General features: G+C 64.7%; 20 protein-coding genes and 2 riboswitches. Of the genes, 7 read left to right on the top strand and 13 right to left on the bottom strand.

All coding sequences use genetic code 11. The annotated features are described in order from the left end of the window. Positions 1 to 6: 6 nt before the first annotated feature. The 5 genes from cobW to B5483_RS02115 form a co-directional block, all read right to left on the bottom strand. On the bottom strand, positions 7 to 1,044 hold the full coding sequence (gene cobW / locus B5483_RS02135; RefSeq protein WP_054947297.1) for a cobalamin biosynthesis protein CobW: 1,038 nt from the start codon (positions 1,042 to 1,044) through the stop codon (positions 7 to 9). 183 nt (positions 1,045 to 1,227) lie between these two features. Then, positions 1,228 to 1,465: riboswitch (cobalamin riboswitch) on the bottom strand. A 75-nt stretch (positions 1,466 to 1,540) separates the two neighbouring features. Next, positions 1,541 to 2,587, bottom strand: a complete 1,047-nt coding sequence (locus B5483_RS02130) for a HoxN/HupN/NixA family nickel/cobalt transporter (RefSeq protein WP_054947296.1) — start codon at positions 2,585 to 2,587, stop codon at positions 1,541 to 1,543. A 182-nt stretch (positions 2,588 to 2,769) separates the two neighbouring features. After that, a riboswitch (cobalamin riboswitch) is annotated at positions 2,770 to 3,026 on the bottom strand. A 97-nt stretch (positions 3,027 to 3,123) separates the two neighbouring features. After that, the gene (locus B5483_RS02125; protein WP_079729333.1) at positions 3,124 to 4,356 is read right to left on the bottom strand and encodes a diaminopimelate decarboxylase; all 1,233 of its coding nucleotides are present in this window, start codon (positions 4,354 to 4,356) and stop codon (positions 3,124 to 3,126) included. Further along, entirely contained in the window at positions 4,353 to 4,826 is a 474-nt protein-coding gene (locus B5483_RS02120; RefSeq protein ID WP_054947294.1) for an SET domain-containing protein-lysine N-methyltransferase, read from the bottom strand. Before B5483_RS02120 ends, B5483_RS02125 begins: the two co-directional genes overlap by 4 nt. Before the next feature lie 47 nt (positions 4,827 to 4,873). After that, positions 4,874 to 5,293, bottom strand: a complete 420-nt coding sequence (locus B5483_RS02115) for an ATP-binding protein (RefSeq protein WP_054947293.1) — start codon at positions 5,291 to 5,293, stop codon at positions 4,874 to 4,876. Positions 5,294 to 5,418: 125 nt separating this feature from the next. On the opposite strand from B5483_RS02115, the gene B5483_RS02110 reads away from it, so the two are divergent. Beyond that, positions 5,419 to 5,742, top strand: coding sequence for an STAS domain-containing protein (locus B5483_RS02110; RefSeq protein ID WP_079729842.1), 324 nt, complete (start codon positions 5,419 to 5,421; stop codon positions 5,740 to 5,742). On the opposite strand, the gene B5483_RS02105 is transcribed toward B5483_RS02110, so the two are convergent. The 4 genes from B5483_RS02105 to B5483_RS02090 are packed head-to-tail and all read right to left on the bottom strand — an operon-like array spanning position 5,662 to position 11,222. Continuing rightward, complete coding sequence (locus tag B5483_RS02105; protein WP_079729332.1) at positions 5,662 to 6,963, bottom strand: hypothetical protein; 1,302 nt, start codon at positions 6,961 to 6,963, stop codon at positions 5,662 to 5,664. The two genes, B5483_RS02110 and B5483_RS02105, sit on opposite strands and share 81 nt — an antisense overlap. Then, a complete protein-coding gene (locus B5483_RS02100) occupies positions 6,960 to 7,349 on the bottom strand; it encodes a cyclic nucleotide-binding domain-containing protein (RefSeq protein ID WP_054947291.1) in 390 nt (129 codons plus the stop codon). Before B5483_RS02100 ends, B5483_RS02105 begins: the two co-directional genes overlap by 4 nt. Continuing rightward, entirely contained in the window at positions 7,346 to 8,608 is a 1,263-nt protein-coding gene (locus B5483_RS02095) for a histidine kinase (protein ID WP_079729331.1), read from the bottom strand. The genes B5483_RS02100 and B5483_RS02095 overlap by 4 nt, the downstream gene beginning before the upstream one ends. Then, the gene (locus tag B5483_RS02090) at positions 8,598 to 11,222 is read right to left on the bottom strand and encodes an MFS transporter (protein ID WP_245828792.1); all 2,625 of its coding nucleotides are present in this window, start codon (positions 11,220 to 11,222) and stop codon (positions 8,598 to 8,600) included. Before B5483_RS02090 ends, B5483_RS02095 begins: the two co-directional genes overlap by 11 nt. 123 nt (positions 11,223 to 11,345) lie before the next feature. Here B5483_RS02090 and B5483_RS02085 point away from each other — a divergent pair, with 123 nt between their 5' ends. Further along, on the top strand, positions 11,346 to 12,983 hold the full coding sequence (locus tag B5483_RS02085) for a PP2C family protein-serine/threonine phosphatase (protein WP_079729329.1): 1,638 nt from the start codon (positions 11,346 to 11,348) through the stop codon (positions 12,981 to 12,983). On the opposite strand, the gene B5483_RS02080 is transcribed toward B5483_RS02085, so the two are convergent. The 3 genes from B5483_RS02080 to B5483_RS02070 form a co-directional block, all read right to left on the bottom strand. Then, on the bottom strand, positions 12,970 to 13,758 hold the full coding sequence (locus B5483_RS02080) for a hypothetical protein (protein WP_079729328.1): 789 nt from the start codon (positions 13,756 to 13,758) through the stop codon (positions 12,970 to 12,972). The genes B5483_RS02085 and B5483_RS02080 overlap by 14 nt on opposite strands. 15 nt (positions 13,759 to 13,773) lie before the next feature. Continuing rightward, positions 13,774 to 14,478, bottom strand: a complete 705-nt coding sequence (locus B5483_RS02075; RefSeq protein WP_231634724.1) for a TorF family putative porin — start codon at positions 14,476 to 14,478, stop codon at positions 13,774 to 13,776. Between the two features lie 134 nt (positions 14,479 to 14,612). Beyond that, positions 14,613 to 15,713, bottom strand: coding sequence for a helix-turn-helix transcriptional regulator (locus B5483_RS02070; RefSeq protein ID WP_079729327.1), 1,101 nt, complete (start codon positions 15,711 to 15,713; stop codon positions 14,613 to 14,615). A gap of 558 nt (positions 15,714 to 16,271) precedes the next feature. Here B5483_RS02070 and B5483_RS02065 point away from each other — a divergent pair. From B5483_RS02065 to B5483_RS02045, 5 genes are all read left to right on the top strand, one after another. Then, complete coding sequence (locus tag B5483_RS02065; protein WP_054947287.1) at positions 16,272 to 17,693, top strand: methyl-accepting chemotaxis protein; 1,422 nt, start codon at positions 16,272 to 16,274, stop codon at positions 17,691 to 17,693. A 163-nt stretch (positions 17,694 to 17,856) separates the two neighbouring features. Continuing rightward, positions 17,857 to 18,708, top strand: a complete 852-nt coding sequence (accD, locus tag B5483_RS02060; RefSeq protein WP_079729326.1) for an acetyl-CoA carboxylase, carboxyltransferase subunit beta — start codon at positions 17,857 to 17,859, stop codon at positions 18,706 to 18,708. A 152-nt stretch (positions 18,709 to 18,860) separates the two neighbouring features. After that, positions 18,861 to 19,313, top strand: coding sequence for an acetyl-CoA carboxylase biotin carboxyl carrier protein (accB, locus tag B5483_RS02055; protein ID WP_245828791.1), 453 nt, complete (start codon positions 18,861 to 18,863; stop codon positions 19,311 to 19,313). Positions 19,314 to 19,318: 5 nt separating this feature from the next. Next, the gene (accC, locus tag B5483_RS02050) at positions 19,319 to 20,686 is read left to right on the top strand and encodes an acetyl-CoA carboxylase biotin carboxylase subunit (RefSeq protein ID WP_054947284.1); all 1,368 of its coding nucleotides are present in this window, start codon (positions 19,319 to 19,321) and stop codon (positions 20,684 to 20,686) included. Further along, the gene (locus B5483_RS02045; RefSeq protein WP_054947283.1) at positions 20,683 to 21,630 is read left to right on the top strand and encodes an acetyl-CoA carboxylase carboxyltransferase subunit alpha; all 948 of its coding nucleotides are present in this window, start codon (positions 20,683 to 20,685) and stop codon (positions 21,628 to 21,630) included. Before accC ends, B5483_RS02045 begins: the two co-directional genes overlap by 4 nt. An 82-nt stretch (positions 21,631 to 21,712) precedes the next feature. On the opposite strand, the gene B5483_RS02040 is transcribed toward B5483_RS02045, so the two are convergent. Further along, positions 21,713 to 22,636 (bottom strand): NAD-dependent epimerase/dehydratase family protein, encoded by a 924-nt coding sequence (locus B5483_RS02040; RefSeq protein WP_245828790.1) that lies wholly within the window; start codon positions 22,634 to 22,636, stop codon positions 21,713 to 21,715. Positions 22,637 to 22,807: the final 171 nt, after the last annotated feature.

Here is a 22,807-nt window from a genome sequence, read left to right as displayed (position 1 = left end):
GCGGCCTCAGCCCTGCAGCGCGGCCCTTATCGCAACGGGATCGAGGTGATCGTGCTCGGCAATGGCGACCAGCGAGGTGACACGGGCTTCGTCGGGGCGCCAGGGGCGGTCGTAATGGCTGCGCACCCGCGCGCCGACCGCCTGCACCAGCATGCGCATCGGCTTGCCGGCAACCGCGACATAGCCCTTTACGCGCAGCACCCGGTGATCGCTCGCCAGGGTCTCTATGCGTGCGGTGAGAGCGGCAGGATCGGCAATCTCGCCCAGTTCGATGACGGCGCTGTCGAAGTCCTCGTGTTCGTGATCGTCCTCGCCATCGTGGTGCGAAGGACGCGCGGCAATGTCGTCCTCTGCAGCAGCGCCAAGTCCGAGGATAACGCGCGGATCGACGACGCCTTCGCTCAGTTCGATGACCGGAACCGGTCGCGGTGCCTCGGCAGCGATGACTTCGCGCGCCCGCGCCAGGCCCTGGGCGCCGGCAAGGTCGGCCTTGGTCAGCAGCACCATGTCGGCACAGGCGAGCTGGTCCTCGAAGACTTCGGACAGCGGGGTCTCGTGATCGATTTCCGGATCGGCCGCACGCTGCGCCTCGAGCGCGGCGAGATCGGGTGCGAACCGCCCGTCGGCCACGGCCTCGGCATCGGCAAGCGCCAGCACGCCGTCGACGGTGATACGGCTGCGGATCGCGGGCCAGTCGAAAGCCTTGAGCAGCGGCTTGGGCAGCGCGAGCCCCGACGTCTCGATCAGGATGTGATCGGGCCGCGGCTCAAGCGCCAGGAGCTTCTCGACAGTGGGGATGAAGTCGTCTGCGACGGTGCAGCAGATGCAACCATTGGCCAGTTCGACGACGTTCTCTGCCGGGCAATCGGGGATGGCACAGGACTTCAGGATATCTCCGTCGACGCCCAGCGTGCCGAATTCGTTGACGACGACGGCCAAGCGGCGACCACCGGCATTGCGGATGAGATGGCTGATGAGCGTGGTCTTACCCGCGCCCAGAAAGCCGGTGATGATCGTTACGGGGACCTTGGACAGGTCAGGCATCGGCAATTCCCCAAGCGCCATGGCGACAACGGCAGGGCTTGCCGGAACGAGTCCGACCGACGCGCGACGACGGGCGGGCGCGAAAAGGCACCCGTTACCACGCGACCGTGCAGCCCCAGCCGCACAGCTTCGTCGCTCAGACGGAAGAATTACCGTGCCGTGACCATCCCCTGGATCAAGGCAAGAGCGACCGGTGCGCCGGCAGGTCTCCTGGCTTGCGGGTCACTGCTTGATGCACGCCTTCCCGGATCGCCTTGCGGCGTCATCCAGTGGCCGCCCCTTTCGCGTAACGAAGGGAGCCGTGTGCATCGCGCTATCCGCTCACAGTTGCAGGGACAGCCGCGGATTTGGGAAGGAAGCCCCTCCCGCACCGCATTCCCGATTAAGCCCCCTTCGGGGCACCGGCGCGATCTTTCGGTGCACAGAATCGATCCGTGCGCCGGAGCGAGGCCCTAGAACAGATTGGTCGGCAAGCCAATCGCTTCCGGGCCTGTTATCATGCCGAGACGCGCACTTCGATGTCGTCGAAGCGCTTCCAGCGGTAGATCGCAAAGCTGGCCAGCCAGCACAGCACGAAAAGGCCGATGATGGCGAACCCAAGGCTGTTGAAATTCTCGCCCAGCTCGCCCGCAATGCCGAACAGGCTGCCGGTCAGCCCCAGCTTCTCCCCGATCAGGGCGACAGTCTCGATCCCGCCGATGACGATGGCCACGAGCGCAGAAATCAGAGTGATGGTGATGTTGTAATAGAGCTTGCGGATCGGCTTGACGAAAGCCCACTCGTAGGCGCCGAGCATGACCACGCCGTCCGCGGTATCGATCAGCGCCATGCCCACTGCGAAGAGCACGGGCAGGACGAGGATCGTACCGATGGAAAGCCCGTCCGCCGCCTGCCCGGCCGAAAGGCCGAGGATGGCGACTTCGGTCGCGGTGTCGAAACCCAGTCCGAACAGGAAGCCCAGCGGGGCCATGTGCCAGCTGCGGGTAATCAGCCGGAACATCGGCCGGAAGATCCTTGCCATCAGTCCGCGATTGCCCAGCAGCATGTCGAGGTCTTCCTCGACATAGGCGCCCCCGGCGCGAACATGGGCGAAGGTCTTCCAGACGTTGCGCAGAATGATCAGGTTCATCGCAGCGATCGAAAACAGGAAGACCGCCGAGATCGAGGTGGCCACGAGACCGCCGACCTGCTTGAAGCTTTCGAACTGCGCCAGCGCGCTCGTCGTCAGGGCGATGGCTATGGCCGCGATGGTGACGATGCCGGAATGGCCGACGGCGAACCAGAAACCGACGGCGACCGGGCGCTGGCCGTCCTGCATCAGCTTGCGGGTCACGTTGTCGATGGCTGCGATATGGTCGGCATCCACGGCGTGGCGCAGGCCCAGCCCCCATGCGAGCAAGGCCGTCCCGAGCATGAGCGGCTGATCGTGGAAGAGCGATAAAGCCCATATCCAGGCGGCGATATTGGCGGCCACGAGCGGGCCGAAGAGCCAACCTATCCGGCGGCGCAGGTTGGGTCGGGCATTTTGCGGCGGTTGAGCCATGATGCGTTTTCGTCCTCCGGCGTCTTGCGACAAGGTCGGGACGAACCGCTCAGGCGAACGGCCGGAAGGCGCAGGCAACCGGACGCCAGGGCCGATCGACACGCCAGTCCGCTGCGGCCCCGGCCACAGGTTCGTCGCTCAGACGGAGTTCACCGTGCCGCGGCCATCCCCTGGACCAGGGCAAGAGCGACCAGACGCCGGCAGGTCTCCTGGCTCGCGGGTCACAGCTTGATGCACGCCTTCCCAGGCCCATGTGCGGCACGCCGCATTCGGCCCAGTGGCTGCTTCCCAGACGCCCATGGCGCATGAAAAGCCCTGTGCATCGCGCTATCCGCTTACAGTTGCAGGGACAGCCGCGGACTTGGGAAAGGAATCCCCTTCCCGCACCGCATTCCCGATTAAGCCCCTGTTACGGGGCACCGGCGCGATCAAGGTGAATCGGCAAGAACCGATTCGAGGATGCTGATAACACCCCGCTTTCGCAGTGCCCATCGCAAGTTTTCGGCAACCGCCCGGCTCCGGGGGCAGCACGGCGCCTATAAGGCGCGTTCGGTGAAGGTGCCGCGCATGCAGTGGTTGGAGCTCATCGCCGAGCCGTAGCCACCGGCATTGAGAAAGGCGATGAAGTCCCCCTCCTCAACGGGCGGAAGGAGTGTGTCGGCAGCCCAGATGTCGAGCGCTTCATTGATGTTGCCGGCAACCGTCACCCGCTCCGCCGACGCTGCGCCGTCGCCGCGCAGCAGGCAGGGAGCCGGCTCGCACGGCAGGTCGTAGAAGGCGGGTTCCGGATGGAGATTGAAGCCCCCGCCGACGAAAACGAAACGGGTATCACGCTTGCGCTCGACATCGGTGACGGGAAGCACGAGCATCCCGGCATCCTTGGCGATATAGTCTCCCGGTTCAACGGCGATACGCAGGTCCCGACCGGCGAAATGACGGCGCAGGATCGCGGCCCAGCGCTCCAGATCGAGCGGGCTGTCGCCCGGGCGATGGGGTAGCCCCAGCCCGCCACCGACATTGACCGTGCGCACCTGTGGTGCTTCGTCAAGGAAACGGAACGCTTCCGCGACAGCCAGGTTCCAGGTCTCCAACTGGTCGGTCAGGTAGCCGCAGCCGACATGGAAATGCAGCGAGGAGATCGTCAGCCCATACTGCCGGGCCAGCGCCAGGGCCTCGCCCCACTGCTCGCGGTAGATGCCGAACTTGGTCGTTCGTCCTCCGGCATAAGTCAGCTTCTCGGCATCGCCATAGCCGGTGCCGCGCCCGGGATTGACGCGAATGCCGATCTCCCGACCGGGTGTGCGTTCACCGATGCGCCGGATCATGCCCATGGTGTCGCAATTGATGGTAAGCTCGGGGTGGGCCAGCAGCCGCTCCAGATCGCGCGGCGTGACGCCGGTGCCGGTAAAGCTGATCTGCCCGGGCGCAAAACCGCAGGCAAGGGCTTGGTCCAGTTCGCCGGGAGAGCAGATATCGACGCCGCATTTTCCGCTTCCCGACAGCCGCTCCAGCAGGGGCGCAAAGCGGTTGGCCTTCATCGCGTAATAGACCGTGGAGGCGCAGCCGGTCTCGGCAAGGGCTGCGATCACCCGGTCGAGGTTGGCTTCGACACGCGCTAGCGAATAGAGAAACAGCGGACCGTCGCTCTCGCCTGCCAGCGCGGCGACGTCATGGCCCGCGAAGTGCAGGCGCCCTTCGCGATAGTGCAGATCGGGTCGCGCCCACCACGGCGCGGTCCCGGCTACCGAGCCCCGCTGCGGCACGCTCATCGCTTCTGCGGCTTGACCTGCCCGTCCAGAAATCGCCGGCCCTCCTCATTCGCATCTTCAGCGCGCCCGGTGATCCACACGCGGCAGCGCTGCGCGGCACAATGGCACGCGAACTGCCGATAGAGAACGTCCTCCGTCGCGGCATAATCGATGGTCAGCACTTCGCCAGAAGCGATATCCCGCAGCGCGACGAGTTCGAAACGCTCCATGTCGAGGCGGCAATTGGGTTCGCAGCCATGCGAGAGGTAGCCGACGAAGCGCGTGTCGTGGACATGCATCCCGGGCGAGACCTGCAGGCTGTGCTGCAACAGATCCGCGCTGACTTCGCCGTTGAACCTGTCGAGCACATCGCCCGCGGCAAAGGGAACGAGCGCGCGCACGCACAGGCCAAGCGACTCGCACTGGCAGACGACAAGGCGGTCTTCGCCTGATTCGGGCGCGCTGGAGTGTCCCCGCGGCTGGATGAACAAGGCCGTTTCCCCTGACGCCTGCTGAAATGTGCTGATCTTCGAGGCTGTTATCCTAGGGGCAATTTCTTAGCGAAACGTAGCCGGTTGCATTCGCCCTCGCGCGCATATTCCACGCGGTCCATGATCCGGCGCACGATATGGATGCCAAGGCCGCCGATCTCGCGCTCTTCCACCGCAAGCGACGTGTCGGGCGCTTCGAGGGTCAACGGATCGAAAGGCTTGCCATCGTCGATCAGGTCGACCGTAATTTCCTCGTGCCTGACATTGAGGCAGGCGGTGATGCGCGGCGTGTCCTGCTGCTTGCCGTGTTCGAGGATGTTGCTGACCAGTTCGTCGAACGCGATCATGACCTTGGTCAGCACATCTACCGGCAGGTCGACGCTTTCGAGATAGGCTTCGATATCTTCGAGGAACGCCGGGAACCCTGCCCTTCCGTTGGCGAGAGTGCGTTCATAATCGCAATCCATGCCACTCGATCCCCGTACCGGCGCCACACGATTGCGGGCACGGCCAACTTAATCGAGTGGAAAATTTTCACAACTTCTCCAATAAGGTGCGTGCACACGATGGGAAGACGGGCGGAGACGGGCCGATGGAAATCAGCGAAGAAATCAAGGGCCCGGCTCTGGTCATGACCCTGGCGGGACGGCTCGACAGCAATACCGCGCCGCTGCTCGAAACCCGGCTGCCCTCCCGTATCGAGGGCAATCCGGCCACCGTGATCGATCTCTCGCAAGTCAGCTACGTCAGTTCGGCGGGGCTGCGCATCCTGCTCAAGGGCGCGAAAGTGGCCAAGGCATCGGGCAACAGGCTCGCGCTTTGCGGCCTCGCTCCGTCAGTCAAGGAAGTCTTCGATATCAGCGGTTTCACCGCCATCTTTACGATCGCACCTGACCTCGATTCCGCGCTCGGTTGAGCTTGCGGGGCCGATCACTGCGAACATGCCGGTCGGCGTCAGGAGCGCGTCGAGACTGGCCAGCCATTCTTCCGGGCCGATACCGGGCGCGGCCTTGAGATAAGCCCGCGCGCGCTGCGCTTCGACGGCTTGCGCGAGAGTGACAAGCTGCAAGGCGCCTTCAGCCAAAGGCTCGTGCCATTTGTGCACGACCAGCGCCGAAAGAGGATGGAGTTGGCCCAGAAGGTCCAGGGCGCGGTCAAGTTCCGCCTCTGAGCTGCAAGCCTCGATCCGTCGCCGGACCTGGCAAGCCGCTGCCAGCGCTTCGACAGGGTCCGCATCCTCGCAGCACCCCAGGACGACGGCACCGCCCTGCCGCCCGATATCAGCGTGGGCGAAGAAACTTCCCGGTGCAACCTTGCCACAGGCGCGCATGGCGACAACGGCACCCCCTTTGCGATATGTGCAAGGGGCGAATTCGACCGCCCTGACATGCGCCATGGCGCTGTCGCGGTTGCGCAGACGAGCCTTGCGCGCGGCGACCAGCCTTGCGCGCACTTCAGCAGCCTCGCCACTGGCATCCATGAGCCGCACGGCCCCGGCAAGATCCTGCGCCTCGCGGATACGCCAGATGACCTCGCCGTCCGCGACCTGACCCGACAGAGCCCGTCGGCTCAGGTCCAGTTCGCGGGTCAATCGGCGGGCGACGAAAATGGCCAGCGCGCTCGCCAGGGCGATCAACCCGAGCGCGATCAGCACGATATCCCGGCGGATGAGACGCAAGTGTTCGGCGATCGGTGCGCGGCTGAAGCGGGCTGCGACGAAGCGGCCCTCTCCTGCCGGAGCAAGTCCCACGACCCATCCCCCTGCGCCGTCCTGCGCCATTGTCCGGATGGATGGCCGATCCGGCCGGGCAAGCGAGGCCGGATCCCATGCACGCGCACCCGACTTGAGCGCGAAGGCCGGTCGGTCCGGTTCGATGAGAAGCAGGGCATCGAGCCCCTCGACATGCCCAAGGGCCGCATCGAGCGCCTTGCGGCGGTTCGGTTGGGCAAGGGCCTTGCCCGGATCGGGCATTTCGCGCGTGAATTCGGCCACCGTCACCGCCGTGGCGAGAGCCTGTTCGCCAAGCGCGCGCTCCAGTTCGGTGCGGTCCTGCGTATAGAGCAGCGCCCCGTTGACGAGCGCCAGAGCGAGGAACAGGGGCACGGCCAGCAACATGATCGTCGAACGGATCGTCATGCGGCGGCCCCGGCCCGGATCGCTGCAAGGCCCACCACGAAATCGGGACACTCGCGCGCGATGGTAAAGAGGTGCGGCCTCGCAAGGCACAAGACCTGCGCGCCTTGAACTCCAGCGACGTAGTCCGAGCGAACCGGAAGGCCGAACAGCGCGGACTGCGCGTCGAACACGGCGGGCGCTGGCCTGCCGTCGACAAGGACCGAGCCGCCGACCACCGCGACAAGCCGCTGGGCCACGGCGCCGCCCGCAAGGACTGTATCTCCCGGTCCATATTCGAAGCGACGGGCATGGCGGGCGACAAGCAGCAGCTCGGTCTCCGTCAGCCGGTCGAATGGCGGACAGCCTGCAAGCGCCAGCGCTTCGGCAACGACCTGCGCCGCGATCATGATGCGTCACCCTGCCAGACGACGAAATCGCCGCCCGTCACCGGCACGATCGAAACGCGCTCCATCGGATCGAAACGACCGGCATCGGCGGCACGTCCCGCAATGCGAAGTCCCGCCTGCGGCTTGCCATGCCATTCGACCGAACCGGCCACGCCATCGACCACAAGGCAGGACCCGGTCTCGCAGTCAGCGAGCGAGGTCCACTCCGAACAGAGTGCCGGATTCCCGGCCATCGCCCGCGCAAGGCGCGCCATCGCACGCTGGGCAAGGACCGTGCGCGGATCGGCGGGATCGCGGGGCACCCATGCGATCGCCCGGTCGGTTCCGGACAGCAGGATCACCGGCTCGCCCGGAGGGATACCGGACCCGCTCGCAAGCAATTGTGCGTGAGCGCACTTGTCTTCCTGCACGCTGCGGCGCCCGCGCGCCTCCAGCTCGCGAGAAATCTTCGCCGCGCGTTCAAGCAGGGCTTCGCGCAGGACCGTGACTTCGCGCGGCGCCTTGCCTTGCGTTGGACTGTGCCTGCGCCCAGCCGCGACCTGCAGCGTCTCTTCGGTCAGCGCCTCGATGGGCCCGGCTATGCGCCGCACGAGCGCCAGCGAAACGAGGATGCAGGCAAGTACCGAGCCAATGCCGATCATCGCGCTCATGAATAGCGCGTTCTGCGTCGCGACCTGGATGACCGAGACGTTGACGTCTGCCCCGGCCGACGCCGCAATGCGGCCGCCCGCGCCCCACACCGGCGCCGCACCTGTCTTCAGCAGGCCCCACTGCTCCTGATATTCGATCGGCGAAACATAGATCGCCCCGGATTCCTCGACCCGCCTGAGGCCCTCGGCCGTCTCGTCGGGCAAATCGTCGCTGGAACCGAGCGGGGAATGGTTCTCTCCCGTCGAAGCGTCGAGAATGTAGAGAATGTCCTGCGGGCCGCCGTTCACCTGGGTGTAGAGATAGGTCAGGCCCAGTTCCTCGCGAATGCGTCGCATGGGCCCGACATTGCGGCGATAAGCGGCGCTGGCCTCGGCGGCCTGGCTATCGCCGCCCTTGAAGGCGGCAGCGATCAGGGCATCGTGATCTTCCGGATCGACCATCGCCCCGGCAAGTGCGCTCGTCGTCACCAGCTTGCGCTCGAATCCTTCAAGGATCGAGGTGTAGAGCCAGTTGTAGACGAGTACGGCCAGCAGCACTGCCACCACCACGACGGCGGGAAGGAAAGTGCGCAGCAGCAGCGCTTTGATCGGAACGCTTCTAGGCCGCATATTGCCGATCGTCCTGCGACTTGAGCAGAACCAGCGCCAGTTCGGGGAAGCGCGCGGCAACCTCGCCAAGGTCACGATAGGCGATCCAGAACGGGGTCCCCCCGGCCATGGCTGCCAAAGCCCTGCTCTCCGGCCTTTCGAACGTGGCACCCTGCGCCGCTGCGCCCAAGGCTTCGAGCGTGGCGCCGCCGACTTCGGGATGGTCCGCCAGCGCCGCCAGAAGATCCAGCGCATGGGGCTGCACCGCGCCGTCGATCTGCATGATGCCAAGGACATGGCATCGCACGGCCTCAGGGATACCGCTAAGGATCACGTCCTGAAGTTTCTGGATAAAGGTGCCGCCATCCAGACGGGCATGGAGGACGTCCGCCGCAAGGATCATTTCCAGCGGCTGGCCGCCCCCCAGAGCCTGCCCCAGGATCTGATCGAGATCCCTTGCCGCAGCCTGAGGGATCTGCGTTTCACCGTGCAGCAAGGGGCCGAGCCGGCAAAGATATTGTCGATCGATGCTACTCTCGATCGCCTCGACCGCATTGCCGCGCACCTTGGGATTGGCGGAATGGAGCGAGACGATCAGGAGATCGAAATTCGGCAGCAGCCCGCCGACAGCAAGGAGTTCGAGCACGAAATCGATCGCCGCTTCCGCCCGTTCGCGCTGGGCGCGCGCCAGCAGGGCGATGGAGCGGTGTGTCCGGCCATGGACATCGAGCAGGCTTGCCGCATGGTTCAGGCGCGAGGCTTCATCCAGTTCCCCGATCACGAGACGGTCGAGGTTGGCGGCAAACTGGGCGTAGGAATTCTGCGCCAGCGCACGGGCGGCTATGGCGCGGGACCGATAGGGCAAGGCCCTGTCGCGCAGCCCGCCCAGCAAGCGCGGGATCGCCGTCTCGCCCAGCCCGGTCAGCATCGTCGCAATCGCGCGGCGTGCCCTTGGCGCCAGTTCGGCGGCCGCCTCGAGAATGTCGGGTATGGTTTCGCTGTCCCCGATCCGTCCGAGCAGACGGATCATCCGCCGCCGCTCGTCGCGATGCAGACGCGGCAGGCACCGTGCCAGCGCCGGGACGATGTGCACGTCCTCGGGCGTAGCCAGTCGGTCGATGGCCTCGGTAACGCCGATACGCTGCGTCGGATCGTCTTGAGCCAGCCGCGCCAGCAAGGCGTCGATATCGCTCCCGTCCGGCGGCAAGGGACTGCGCGCGGTATCGGCGTCCAGCAGCCGCGCGGCGATCTGCGCCTCCTCCCCCTCGCCCGCCGCGGCCTTGGCAAGCAGGGCTTTCGCCTCGGGTTCGAATTGCGGGGCCAGCACGCTGCGGTCGCCGAAGTTCATCCAGCCCTTCCGCATGTTGGCGGTCATCGCCGAAGGATAGAGCTGGCGCAGCGCGACGACGACGGCGATCAGCGTCGCGCCGACAATGATCCCGATGCCCGAAAGCTCGCGCATGTCCACCTGGCTCGCCGCATAGATCAGGAAACCGCCGGAGACGAGGCTGGCCAGCGGCTCGGCCATGCCTTCCATCACCGTGCGCAGCGGCCGCTTCACCTGCGAAGGGACCGCGTTGAAAAGCAGGTTCTGGTTGTTGTACTCGATCGAGGTCAGGACCCCGTGATAGGCGAAAAAGGCCGCCAGCGCCGCACCCGTGCCGCCCTGCAGGAAGAACCAGCCGAACACCGCGAAATAGGTCAGCGGCTGGATAAAGGCGACATTGCGCACCCCCAGCCGCGCCACCAGCCGGTTGAACACGAAAAGACAGGTCACGAGGTTGAACAGGTTGGCAGCCGCGTAAAGCGTGCCGAAGAGCGACGCCAGCGCGGCCTCGTCGCGGCCCTCCTGCAGCACCATCGAGTACTGGTACTCGGCCAGATTGGTCATCAGCAGGGTGACGAAGAGCACCAGGGTGAAGACCATCGTATAGCGCGAGCGACCGAAGGCGCGGCCGACCGCCGCCAGCTGACTCAGGGCATCCCCGGTTTCTTCGTCCAGATCGCTGTCGCTCTCGGCAATCTGGCTCCAGCGACGGCGCAGGAGAACGGCGAGCGGTGCGGTTGCCAGGGCGATGGCCGCCCACAGCAGGAAGAAATCCTGCACCGCCACCCTCTCGGCCAGCACGCTCACCAGCATCGCGCCGCAGGCCGTGCCGAGCGCGCAGAATGCGGCGAACAGCGGGAACAGCCGCTTGGCGTCCTGGATCGCGAAATAGGCGTCGGTATAGTTCCAGAACAGGGAGTAGAGCGCGATGTACCACATCGCCAGGTAGAGCTTCACCGCGAAGTATAGCGGAACCTGCCATTGCGGGGGCAGTCCGGCATCGATCAGGGCCCAGAACGCCACCCCGCCCGCGACCAGCGCGGCCAGGGTCAGGTCGACCATGCGATCGATCGAGAAGCGCACCAGCAGATAGGAGAACAGCACCGTGTAGAGCAGCATGACCGCCGGCGTCAGCATGAACACCAGCGGCAGGCGGTCGGCGCCGACATTGCTCAGAAATGCCGCATCGCCGGCACTGAAGCCGACGCCCATGCCCATCTGCAGCAGGAATCCGAACAGGCCGAACTGGATCAGCCGGGGCCATTCACCGCGCTCGAGCCGGAAGAGGCGGTTAACGAGATCGAGCAATTTTCTCCCCACCAATGTCGCGGTCCGGCTTAATCAATTTTTGCAAGTATCGCTGCAATAGGGCTTATTCCGTTTCAATCGCGTTATCAGGCACAGTATCGGGGGATCATTCTCGTGGCGACCATGGATGGAGCGCAAAGGGTGCGCAGGTTCGGCCTCAAGCCGCAACTGCTGCTCCTGCTCTTTGTACTCAACCTGGTTTCGGCAACGGTATATACGGCGGTTCTCTACGGCACCGACCGCAACGAGATCCTCACCGGCATCGACGGCAAGCTGCAGACCGCGACGAACGCCGTGCGCGAGATCATTCCCGATGGATATCACCGGCGCATCCGCGATGCGAACTCGGTCACGCCGGCCGAGTACAAACAGATCCAGCAGCACCTTTCGCGCTTCGGCAATGCCTCGGGCCTGATGTATGTCTACACCTACATGAAGTTCGGCGACGATATCCGGACCGTAGCCACCAGTGCCACCGACGACGAGATCGCGCGGGGCACCCAGACGAAGTTCTTCACGCTCTACGACACAGCGCCCGACAAGCTCTATCGCAGCTTCGCCGACGGCAGGATCCGCTTCGACGAGTACAGCGACTCCTTCGGCCGCTTCCGCTCGATCTACATGCCGGTGAAGAGCCCTGACGGGCGCGTCCACGTCATCGGGGCGGACATCGACCTGACATGGCTCGACGAACGGCTGCACAAGGCACTCGTCAAGTCGATCGCGATCGGCATCGCCCTGTTCGCGCTGTCGATGGCGGTCGGCTGGTTTCTGGTCTCGCGCATCGTCGAACCGCTGGTGCGGCTGACCACCTTCACCCGCAACATGGAGACGCGCAGCTTCCAGCCCGACGAGGACGAGATGGACGCCATGCGCAGGATCAGCCGCGACCGGGGCGATGAAGTGGGTAGCCTTGCCGAAGCGATGGCCGGGATGATCGCCCGGCTCCAGCGCTACCTCATCGAAGTCGAGGAAGCGACGGCGGCACGCGAGAGGGTAGAGGGCGAGCTATCCGCGGCGCGCGACATCCAGATCGGCATGTTGCCGCGCAAGTTCCCGCCCTTCCCCGACCGCCACGACCTTGACGTCTTCGCCCTGCTCGAACCGGCCAAGCAGGTCGGCGGCGACCTCTACGACTATTTCCTGATCGACCGGAACCGCCTGTTCTTCGTCGTCGGCGACGTATCGGGCAAGGGCGTGCCGGCAGCGCTGTTCATGGCCATGACCACCACCCTGTTCAAGGCGCACGCGATGTCCGGCGGCTCCACCGGCCGGATCATGGAACGGGTCAATGCCGAACTGTCGCGCGACAATGCCGCCGAGATGTTCGTCACCATCTTCGCCGGCATCCTCGACTTGCGCAGTGGCGAGGTGGAATACAGCGACGGCGGCCACGAGGCGCCCTTCATCGTGCGGGCCGACGGGTCGGTCGAACGGCTGGCCAAGCACCAGGGCATGGCGCTCGGCGTGTTCGAGGACGTTCCGTTCCGCACCGGCCATTTCGATCTGCGCGAAGGCGATGCGCTGGTCCTCTTCACCGACGGCGTTTCAGAGGCAACGGGCGCGAACGACGAACTGTTCACTACGGCCCGCATCGCCGATGCCCTGGCCAGCGCACGCGCCGAATTTTCCGCAAGACTGATTTCCGAAGGTCTTGCGCAGAGCGTGCGCGGTTTCGTGGGCGCCGTGCCGCAGTCGGACGACATCGCGATCCTGACGGTCTGCTACGAAGGTACGCGCGAAACCGTCAGCCCAGCTTGATCGGCGGGCGTTCGAGCCCGTGCATCTTGCGCAGGTAGTGGCGCATGTCGTCGATCTGGCGGCGCAGTTCTTCCACGCTCGCCGGACGGGCATCGAGGGCGGCGGCGATGTAGGGGCAGCTCTCGCGCTCCCAGGGCAGGAAGTCGAATCCCTCCTCGGCATCGTGCATCCACACAATCGGATAAGGGCGACCGAACATGACGCCCTTCAGTTCCTCGCGCCCGACCAGATACATGGCGACGGTCGAAAGGTTATCCGCTTCCAGCAGCGTCTCGACGAGGTCCAGCGAAAGCACGAGACTGGCCGGGCGGGCATATTTCGAAAGACGAAAGCCCAGGTCGAGGTCCGGCCCGATGAAATCGAGGTGCGGCGCCGCATCGTCCGAGGACAGCTCGGGGATCTCGAGCGCGATGTTGTTCTCGGCAAAGTCGGCCAGCCAGGCCGTACCCTTGAGACGCAGCGGCAGCGTTTCGAAGTGGTTGGCCTCGTACAGCCGCATGGTGCGCAACAGGACGCGCAGGATACCGGTCAGCTCCTCGGCGCTGGAAGGCTGCGCAGTGAAGATCGCCTCGTCGCCCATGGCCTTCCAGACGTCCACGACCGGGGTCTCGTCCTCATCTAGGAATTCGAAGCCCATCTGCCCCACCAGCATCAGCGGAAAATTGGTGAAGAAGGTGCGGAAGATCTCCATCCAGCCCCCCGGTCCCTTGGCGTTCCTGGTCGCCTTGAACTGGGTCGAGCCGACCATGTCTACGGAAAGGAAGAGACGGGACATCAAGCGTACCTGCAATCAGAAACTGGCGGTAAGCGAGGCGACGACGCCGGCCCTGGCGAAACGACCTGCCTCATCGACGCCGGAATAGTTGGTATCGACGTAGGACAACGATGCGGTCAACGGCCCCGTCGCGTAGGAGAGGCCCGCTTCCCAATCCCACTTGCGGAAGTAGACATCGCCATTTTCATAGCCCACGTGGCCGAACAGGCTGGCGGGAATGCTGCCCAGCGGGACCTGCCCCTTTGCCGCGAGGTAGATGTTGTCTCCGCCGAAATTGTCCTGGCGGGGCACCCAGCCCATATCGAGGCCGACGCTACCGGTCCCCAGCCTCGTCGATGCCGATCCCAGTACCTCGAAGTAGTTGACACTGTGGCCGCCGGGATAGACGTAGGTGAGCGCGGTGACGGAATAATCGATACCGGCGACCGAGCCGCCATAGCCTCCATAGAGGTCGAGTTCGGTGTTGGAACCGCCGGAATTCGCAATGCTCGAAGCCCAGGTGCCGATGAACAGGCCGCTGTCATGGCTGAGGTCGATCCCGCCCTGGATCGCAGGATCCTTGCCGGACAGGCTGATACCGCGAAACCGGTAATCGGAGACGATGCTGGCGTTGGCGGAAAGCTGGAAGGCAGGCGTAACGCTATTGCCGCTTTCCTGCGCGGCAGCCGGCAAGCCCGTCCCACCCAGCACGAGTGCGAGAAGGCCAACCGAAGATCTCACGCCAATTGCCACGCCCGCAGCCACTCCATCCCGTGATCGTGCAGGCTTAGGCGCATTCCCATAACTATTGGTAAATCAACACCAACGGGGTCTAAGACTGGGCTACGGGAAAGGCGAGCCACGTGCCCGGCCGGTCAATTGTTACCCAACTCGATGACGGCACGCGCCATGGAGACCAGTTCGGCCTCGCGATTGACCCCGCATTTCTGGAAAATCGTGCGCAACTGGGTAGCAACTGTCTGTACGCTCACCCCGCGCCGGTGCGCCGCTTCCTGCCGCGACTGACCTTGCGCGAGCAACGCCACGATCTGCCCTTCGGCTCCGGTCAGGCCGAACGCCGCGCACAGCCGCTCCACCTGATTGTCGCTGGCCGGGAGCGGCGAGCGGAAAGTCACGACGACCCTTGGCGAGAAGCCGAAGTTCCAATCCTGTCGGGGCAGCGTGCAGACTTCCACCAGTATCCGCCCTTGCGCGGTGGAGATCCACAATTCGGATTGCGGCGGACTGTCCGCCAGCGCCGCGCTCAATCGGCGCTGCAGTTCCCGGTCTATATCAGCACGTACCGCTCGCAAGGCCCCCGCCCTCACTTGGAATGTCTGCCACCCCAGCATCTTTTCCGCGGCCTGGGTCATGGCGCAGACCTTGCCGGTCCCGTCGAGCAGGATCGCGGCATGACGTATGGCTTCCAGAGACCCGCGCAGAAGTTCAACACCGCGATGCTCGACCGCCTTCTGCAGTTGGATCGCCCGCAGGACGTGCGGCGCGGCCTCACCGAGCACCTTGCGCTGCGCTTCATTCGTCGCACCGTCCGAGCGTGCATGGAGCGCGGCCACGCCAAAGAATGCGCCGGGCCGGTCGACGAGGATCACCTGCGCGCCCTGCTCCGCATCGTACTTGCGCACGTGATCGAGGTAGACATCATTCGTGGAAACCTTGCGAACCGCATCGTAATGCCGCTCCCACGTAACTTCGAAGGGCTTGGCAATCGCGGCGACCCGGTAGTTCACGTCGGCGCGATAGCCTTCGATCCTGAGGAACTCCTCGGCGTAGCCTTCATCGACGTCGGTGACCCAGTTGAAGCTGACATGATCATTACCGAAGGCAACCAGTTGTGCGCGCGCCGAACCGGTCGCATCCGCCAATGCCCGCAGCGCGGTATCCCACCCTGCGTCACTGAAAGGCGCCTGCGCAAAAAGCCGAGCGATATCTTCGCGACGTCCTGATTCGCCCTCCATCCGAGCCCCCCGAATGCCCCATCCATGATGCTTTTATGCAGTTGCAATCGTTTCGCAAGCCATTGAGAATCTTGTTCTCCTCTTTCCCATACCCTGATCATGGTATGATTTTCCTGCGCAAAACGGGCATTGGCCGCATGCGACCCAATGGATCGGCTTCTGCAGATCCTGGATTACTTGCCCGGGAATGACATTTGTCTTCCCGGGCTTTTTGGTTCCGCTCATTCCGCCGCTTGTCCTGGCCGCGCCTGACTTCACGACAGTAAAGCGATTTCATGCGATTGATCGCAGTAATGATCCTCTCAAGTCGATAATAGGCAGCAGCAGCGGACTTGAATATCAAGCAAAGTTGCCACTCGCCTCGGACCGCCGACCTTTCAAAACGATAACAATGGATAGCAATTGACAGACCTCGTCTACGGTCCTGCACGTAGAATTCTGCCAATCTAAATTTTCACTTACACATTTACTGTGGCTCTCATCGAAGGCCGTCTGCCTGCCAACGGGGGAGAGCGTTGTGGCAAGCCGGGCTGCCGACATGATTTCGAGGAGTCCGACATGCTGCAATGGTTTGAGAAGACTGCCCCCATCCGAACGAAATTCAAGGCGCTGACCGCGCTGCTCGCCCTCATCGGTACGACAGGCCCCGTCACGACATGGCTGGCCGGCGGCAGCACCGAATTGATCGGCGCCGCGTCTGCGTCACTGGCCGCTACCGTAATCGCGATGATCGTCGCTGCGCGACACATCACCACCCCATACGTCAATACCGTGATGCGCATGGAAGCGCTGGCGGACGGCGATACCGACAGTCCGATCCAGTACACCGACTACAAGGACTGCGTCGGCCGCATGACCAAGGCCATGGCTACCTTCCGCAACAACGCCGTGGCCCTGCGCAGCGACAATGCCGCGCAGGAAAAGACAATCATCGATGCCCTGAGCGGAGGATTGAAGAAGCTCTCCAGCAACCAACTGGACTGCGAGATCCGCGATCCCTTCCCCGGCGCCTACGATGATTTGCGCAGGGACTTCAACGCCGCCGTCCGATCGCTCGCCGATACCATCCGCTCGGTCCGGACCGCCGCCGCAAGCGTGCGCACCGGCGCAACCGAGATCCGCTCCGCCTCCGACGACTTCGCCGCGCGCAACGAACGCCAGGCCGCCAGCCTGGCCGAAACCGCCTCGTCGATGAACGATGTCACCACCAACGTGAAGCGGACCGCCGACAAGGCAACCGACGTCCAGCAGGCCGTCTCCGGCGCCCACCGCGAAGCCACCGAAGGCGGCGAAGTGGTTCGCAAGGCCATTGTGGCGATGGGCGAAATCGAGAAGTCCGCGCAGGAAATCGGCCAGATCATCAACGTGATCGACGGGATTGCCTTCCAGACCAACCTCCTCGCGCTCAACGCCGGGGTCGAGGCTGCCCGGGCAGGCGACGCCGGCAAGGGCTTCGCGGTCGTCGCCAACGAAGTGCGCGCACTTGCCCAGCGCTCGGCCGAAGCGGCGAAGAACATCAAGGAACTGATCACCGTCAGCAGCAAGCAGGTAGGCGACGGCGTGGTTCTGGTCGGCGATACCGGCTCGCTGCTCGAGAAGATCGTTGCCAGCGTGGGCGACATCGATGAGCTGATGTCCGAGATCGCCAGCAATGCCACGCAGCAGGCCAGCAATCTCCAGCAGATCAACGATGCCGTGAGCGAAATGGACCGGCTGACCCAGCAGAACGCGGCGATGGTCGAGCAATCGACCGCCGCCTCGCGCAGCCTGGCCGACGAGGCGAACGAGATGACCTCGCTCGTCTCCTCCTTCGTTACCGGCGAGGAGGACATCGTGCGGCCGATGCGCAAGTACGCCCCGCCTGCGCCGTCGGCACCTGCGCCCTCCTTTCATCCGGCACCCCGGTCGCAGCCCGTGGCCATGGGCAATGTCGCCCTGCAGTCGGTACCGACGAACGACGAGGACTGGAGCGAATTCTGAGCCTCAATCGATAGCGGCTTGTGCAAAACCCGTGAGTCAGCCCCGCGATTGCGGGGCTGTCTTGCATTCGCAACCCACGCATTCCCGCCGTTTGCGCCCCTTCAAGGGGCCGCAGAAGCCCGCAGGACTTGCCGAAGCGTCGAAAAACGGCAAATAGCGCGGCATGAGCTGGCTAACACGCGTACGCAATTCCCTCTCGCGCACGAGCAAGCGCGACACACCCGACAACCTCTGGATCAAGTGCCGATCCTGCGGTGAGATGCTGTTCGTCAAGGACTTCGAGGACAACCTCTCGGTCTGTCCGAAGTGCGACTACCACGGGCGTATCGGCGCGCAGGAGCGCATCGGGCAATTGCTCGATCCCGGCTTCTCGATCCTGCCCACGCCCAAGGTCAAGGAAGATCCGCTCAGGTTCCGCGACAGCAAGAAGTATCCCGACCGCCTCAAGGCCGCCCGGGCCAACTATCCCTACGGCGATGCGCTGACCAATGCCGTCGGCCAGATCGAAGGCAAGAAGCTGGTGCTGGGCGTGCAGGACTTCGGCTTCATGGGCGGTTCGATGGGCATGGCCGTGGGCGCGGCCTTCGTTGCCGGGATCGAACGCGCGATTCGCGAGAAGTGCGGCTACGTCATCTGCACTGCCGCTGGTGGCGCGCGCATGCAGGAAGGCATTCTCAGCCTGATGCAGATGCCCAAGACCACCGTTGCCCTGCGTCGCCTCAAGGCGGCAGGGCTGCCCTATATCGTCGTCCTGACCGACCCCACGACCGGCGGCGTCACGGCAAGCTATGCCATGCTGGGCGACGTCCAGATCGCCGAGCCCGGCGCGCTCATCGGCTTTGCCGGCCAGCGCGTGATCCAGGACACCATTCGCGAAAAGCTGCCCGACGGCTTCCAGCGCGCGGAATACCTTCACGAACACGGCATGGTCGACATGGTCGTGCATCGCCGGGACATGCGCGAGACGCTTGCGCGCCTGCTCGATTATCTCCGTCCGGTTGCAACAGCAGCCTGACAACGCAAAACTGCGCACAGCCCCTTCGGGGAAAAACTGTGCAAGGTTAGGATTAATCCCTTGTCACGTGCTATTGCCCCCGCAATAGCCGCGGCAAAATATGCTGATCCGAGGAACGCATGGGTAACCAAACGAGCGGCAAGGCCGCTGGCATGAACATTGACAGCGCACTCGTGCGCGAACTGGCGGAACTTCTCTCCGACACCAACCTCAGCGAAATCGAGGTGGAAGACGGTGAACGTCGCATCCGCGTCGCCCGCACGCTGATGGCAGCGCCGATGGTCCAGGCGGCCGTCGCCCCGGTCGCTGCTGCCGCTCCGGCCGCTGCCGCGCCTGCAGCAACAGAAGCCGCTGCCGCACCGGCCATGGACGGCACCGCCGTCAAGTCGCCGATGGTAGGCACCGCCTACCTCGCCCCGGAACCCGGCTCGGCGAACTTCGTATCGGTCGGCCAGAACGTGAAGGCGGGCGATACCCTGCTGATCATCGAGGCGATGAAGGTGATGAACCCGATCACCGCACCTGCCGCGGGCACCGTCAAGGCCGTGTTGGTGGACAATTCCCAGCCGGTCGAATTCGACCAGCCGCTCGTCGTCATCGGCTGATCGCCATGGGCATTTCCCGCATACTGATCGCCAATCGCGGTGAAATTGCGCTGCGCATCCATCGCGCCGCGCATGAAATGGGCATCGAGACGGTCGCCGTGCACTCCACGGCCGATGCCGACGCGATGCACGTTCGCCTTGCCGACCACGCGGTATGCATCGGCCCGCCCTCGGCCCGCGATTCCTACCTCAACGTCGCCGCGATCATCGCCGCGGCGGAAATAACCCAGGCTGACGCGATTCACCCCGGCTACGGCTTCCTTTCGGAGAACGCCAAGTTCGCCGAGATCGTCGAAGCCCACGGGATCACCTGGATCGGCCCCAAGCCCGAGCATATCCGCACGATGGGCGACAAGGTGGAAGCCAAGCGCACTGCCGGTGCGCTCGGCCTGCCGCTGGTCCCCGGTTCGCCGGGCGCCGTCGAAGACCTCGACGAGATCCGCGAGCTTGCCAAGGAAATCGGCTACCCGGTGCTGGTGAAGGCCGCTTCGGGCGGCGGTGGACGCGGCATGAAGATCGTGCCCAGCGAAGACCAGCTCGAAACGATGGTCAGCCAGGCCCGCTCGGAGGCCAAGGCCGCCTTCGGCGACGACACCGTCTACGTCGAGAAGTACCTCGGCAATCCGCGCCACATCGAATTCCAGATCTTCGGCGATGGCAATGGCAAAGCCGTGCACCTGGGCGAGCGCGACTGCTCGCTGCAGCGCCGCCACCAGAAGGTGCTCGAGGAAGCCCCCTCGCCCGTCATCACGGCACAAGAGCGCGCGCGCATGGGCGGCGTGGTTGCCAAGGCGATGGCCGACATGGGCTATCGCGGCGCCGGCACGATCGAGTTCCTGTGGGAAAACGGTGAGTTCTACTTCATTGAGATGAACACCCGCCTGCAGGTCGAACATCCGGTGACCGAAGCGATCACCGGGGTCGACCTCGTGCGCGAGCAGATCCGCATTGCCGACGGCAAGCCGCTGTCTGTCACGCAGGACGAGATCGAGTTCAAGGGCCACGCCATCGAGTGCCGCATCAATGCCGAGGATCCGTGGACCTTCGTCCCCTCCCCCGGCCTTGTCGACACTTTCCACGCGGCCGGCGGCATGCACGTGCGCGTCGATTCCGGACTCTACGCCGGGTACCGCATTCCGCCCTACTACGATTCGATGGTTGCCAAGCTGATCGTCTACGGTCGCACCCGCGAAGGCTGCATCATGCGCCTCAAGCGGGCGCTGGGCGAAATGGTCGTCGGCGGGGTCAAGACCTCGATCCCTCTGCACGAAGCGATCATCCAGGATCCGGATTTCCAGTCCGGCGACTACACGATCAAGTGGCTCGAACAGTGGCTGGCCGACAAGGCTGAAGCCGAAAGCGAGGCCAAATGATCTCCTATCTCGAATTCGAGAAACCGATCGCCGCCCTCGAGGCGCGCATCCACGAGCTGCGTTCGACCGCCGACACCGGCGGCCTCGACCTGATGAGCGAAATCCAGAAGCTCGAGACCAAGAGCGAACAACTGCTGGCGCGCACTTATGCATCGTTGACGCCGTGGCAGAAGACGCAGGTCGCCCGCCACCCGCAACGGCCGCACTTGCGTGACTACCTCGCCCATATCTTCACCGACTTCATGCCGCTGGGCGGCGACCGTCTCTACGGTGAGGACGCGGCGATCGTGGGTGGCATGGCCCGACTGGGCGACCGGCGCGTCATGGTTATCGGCCATGAAAAGGGCCACGACACCCAGACCCGCATCAAGCACAACTTCGGCATGGGCAAGCCCGAAGGCTACCGCAAGGCGGTGCGCCTGATGGAACTGGCCGGACGCTTCGGCCTGCCGGTCGTGACGCTGGTCGACACCTCAGGCGCCTTCCCGGGCGTCGAAGCCGAAGAGCGCGGTCAGGCCGAGGCCATTGCCCGCGCCACCGAAGCGTGCCTGTCCCTGCCCGTCCCGATGGTCGCCACGATCGTCGGCGAAGGCGGATCGGGCGGAGCCGTCGCCCTGGCGAGCGCCGAACGCGTTCTCATGCTGGAACATGCGGTCTATTCCGTCATCAGCCCGGAAGGCTGCGCCTCGATCCTGTGGCGCACCGGTGAGCGCGCTGCAGACGCTGCTGCCGCCATGCGCGTGACGGCCCAGGACCTGCTCCAGCTCAACGTGATCGACCGCATCGTGCCCGAGCCGATGGGCGGCGCCCATCGCGATCCCGCAGCCGCATCGCAGGCGCTGGGTGCGGCCATTTCCGAAGAGATCGACGCACTGTCGGGCGTTCCGGCCAAGGACCTGCTCCATCGCCGCGAAGAACGCTTCCTGGCGATCGGCAACCTTTAAGGGGGCATCCCCCTCTCCCGATGACTTCAGGGCATGGCCGGAGTGCGCAGCGCGCTCCGGCCATTCTGATTCCTGCTGCCGCTCAGAGCGTGGCGAGCGCACTGCGGACCAGCGACGCGATATCGCCGTCGTGGGTAAACCCGGCCTTCTCGGCCGCGGGCGTCGCGAGAGGCGGCTGCGCGGCGAAGGCGGCTTCCAGTTCCGCATCGGCGTCATACGTCACCAGATCTTCGGATACGCCGCACTGGCGCGCGACCTCCGCAGCCAGGTCGCGCATGGAGATCCGCTGTGCCGGCAGGGTCACCGCCCGCGTGGGCGGCAGCAGTGCGGTATCGAGCGACAGCGCATGAACGAAGTTTTCGGCGCAGCGCGCCACCGATTGCGCCCAGATCATGCCCGATGCAGACACCGGGCAGGTAAATGCCTCTCCTGCCTTGAGGGCATGGAACAGGTTGCTCATGAAGGCCGACTTCATGCCCGAGGGCCCCTTGGGCCGCGCAAGGATACCGGGCAGGCGCACGGTTACGCCGTCGATCAGGCCACGGTTGGACATCATCGCCACCGCGTCCTCCATCATCGCCTTGTGCCCGCCGTAGATCATCTTGGGCGAAAGCGGCGTCCCGTCGTCGACATGCGCAGGCAGGGGATCGCCGAAAACAGCGATGGAACTGGCATAGACGACGCGCAAACCCGGGCGCAGCGCGCTCGCTTCCAGCAGCAGGTCGTACATGGCATCGACATTGATCCGCCGCGATGCCCCGGGATCGGCCTCTGCCGCACCGCCCGGAACGGTCGCGAGATGAACAAGCGCATCGCAGCCGCCAGCCAGGGCCGCATCGCGAACGGCCTTAGCGCCAAGATCGCCTGCCACGGCCCGGACACCGTGCGCTATGCCGCCGGCCTGCGCGTCCAAGGCAACGACCGTATCGCCGCGCTCCAGCAGACGAGAGACAAGCTGCCGGCCGACGAAACCGCCTGCGCCTGTCACCACCACTTTCATTTCCATTCTCCTGTCCGTTCGGCTCGGTGGATGGGCCGCCAAGCGCGGGGCCACGAAGCCGGTGGCGCCATCCCGACATGCGGCACGCGATGCTGCATGCCATGGACGCTTCCAGTCCGCCACAAGGCTTTCGGTTCCTGAAGGCTGAGGCGCATGCCCCCCCCCAATGCGCTGAGT

Origin of the sequence: Novosphingobium mathurense, assembly GCF_900168325.1 — a bacterium.
In the GTDB taxonomy this organism is placed as follows: Bacteria; Pseudomonadota; Alphaproteobacteria; order Sphingomonadales; family Sphingomonadaceae; genus Novosphingobium; species Novosphingobium mathurense.
The sequence above is the reverse complement of the archived record's forward strand: the minus strand, read 5'-3'. Positions and strand labels throughout refer to the sequence as shown.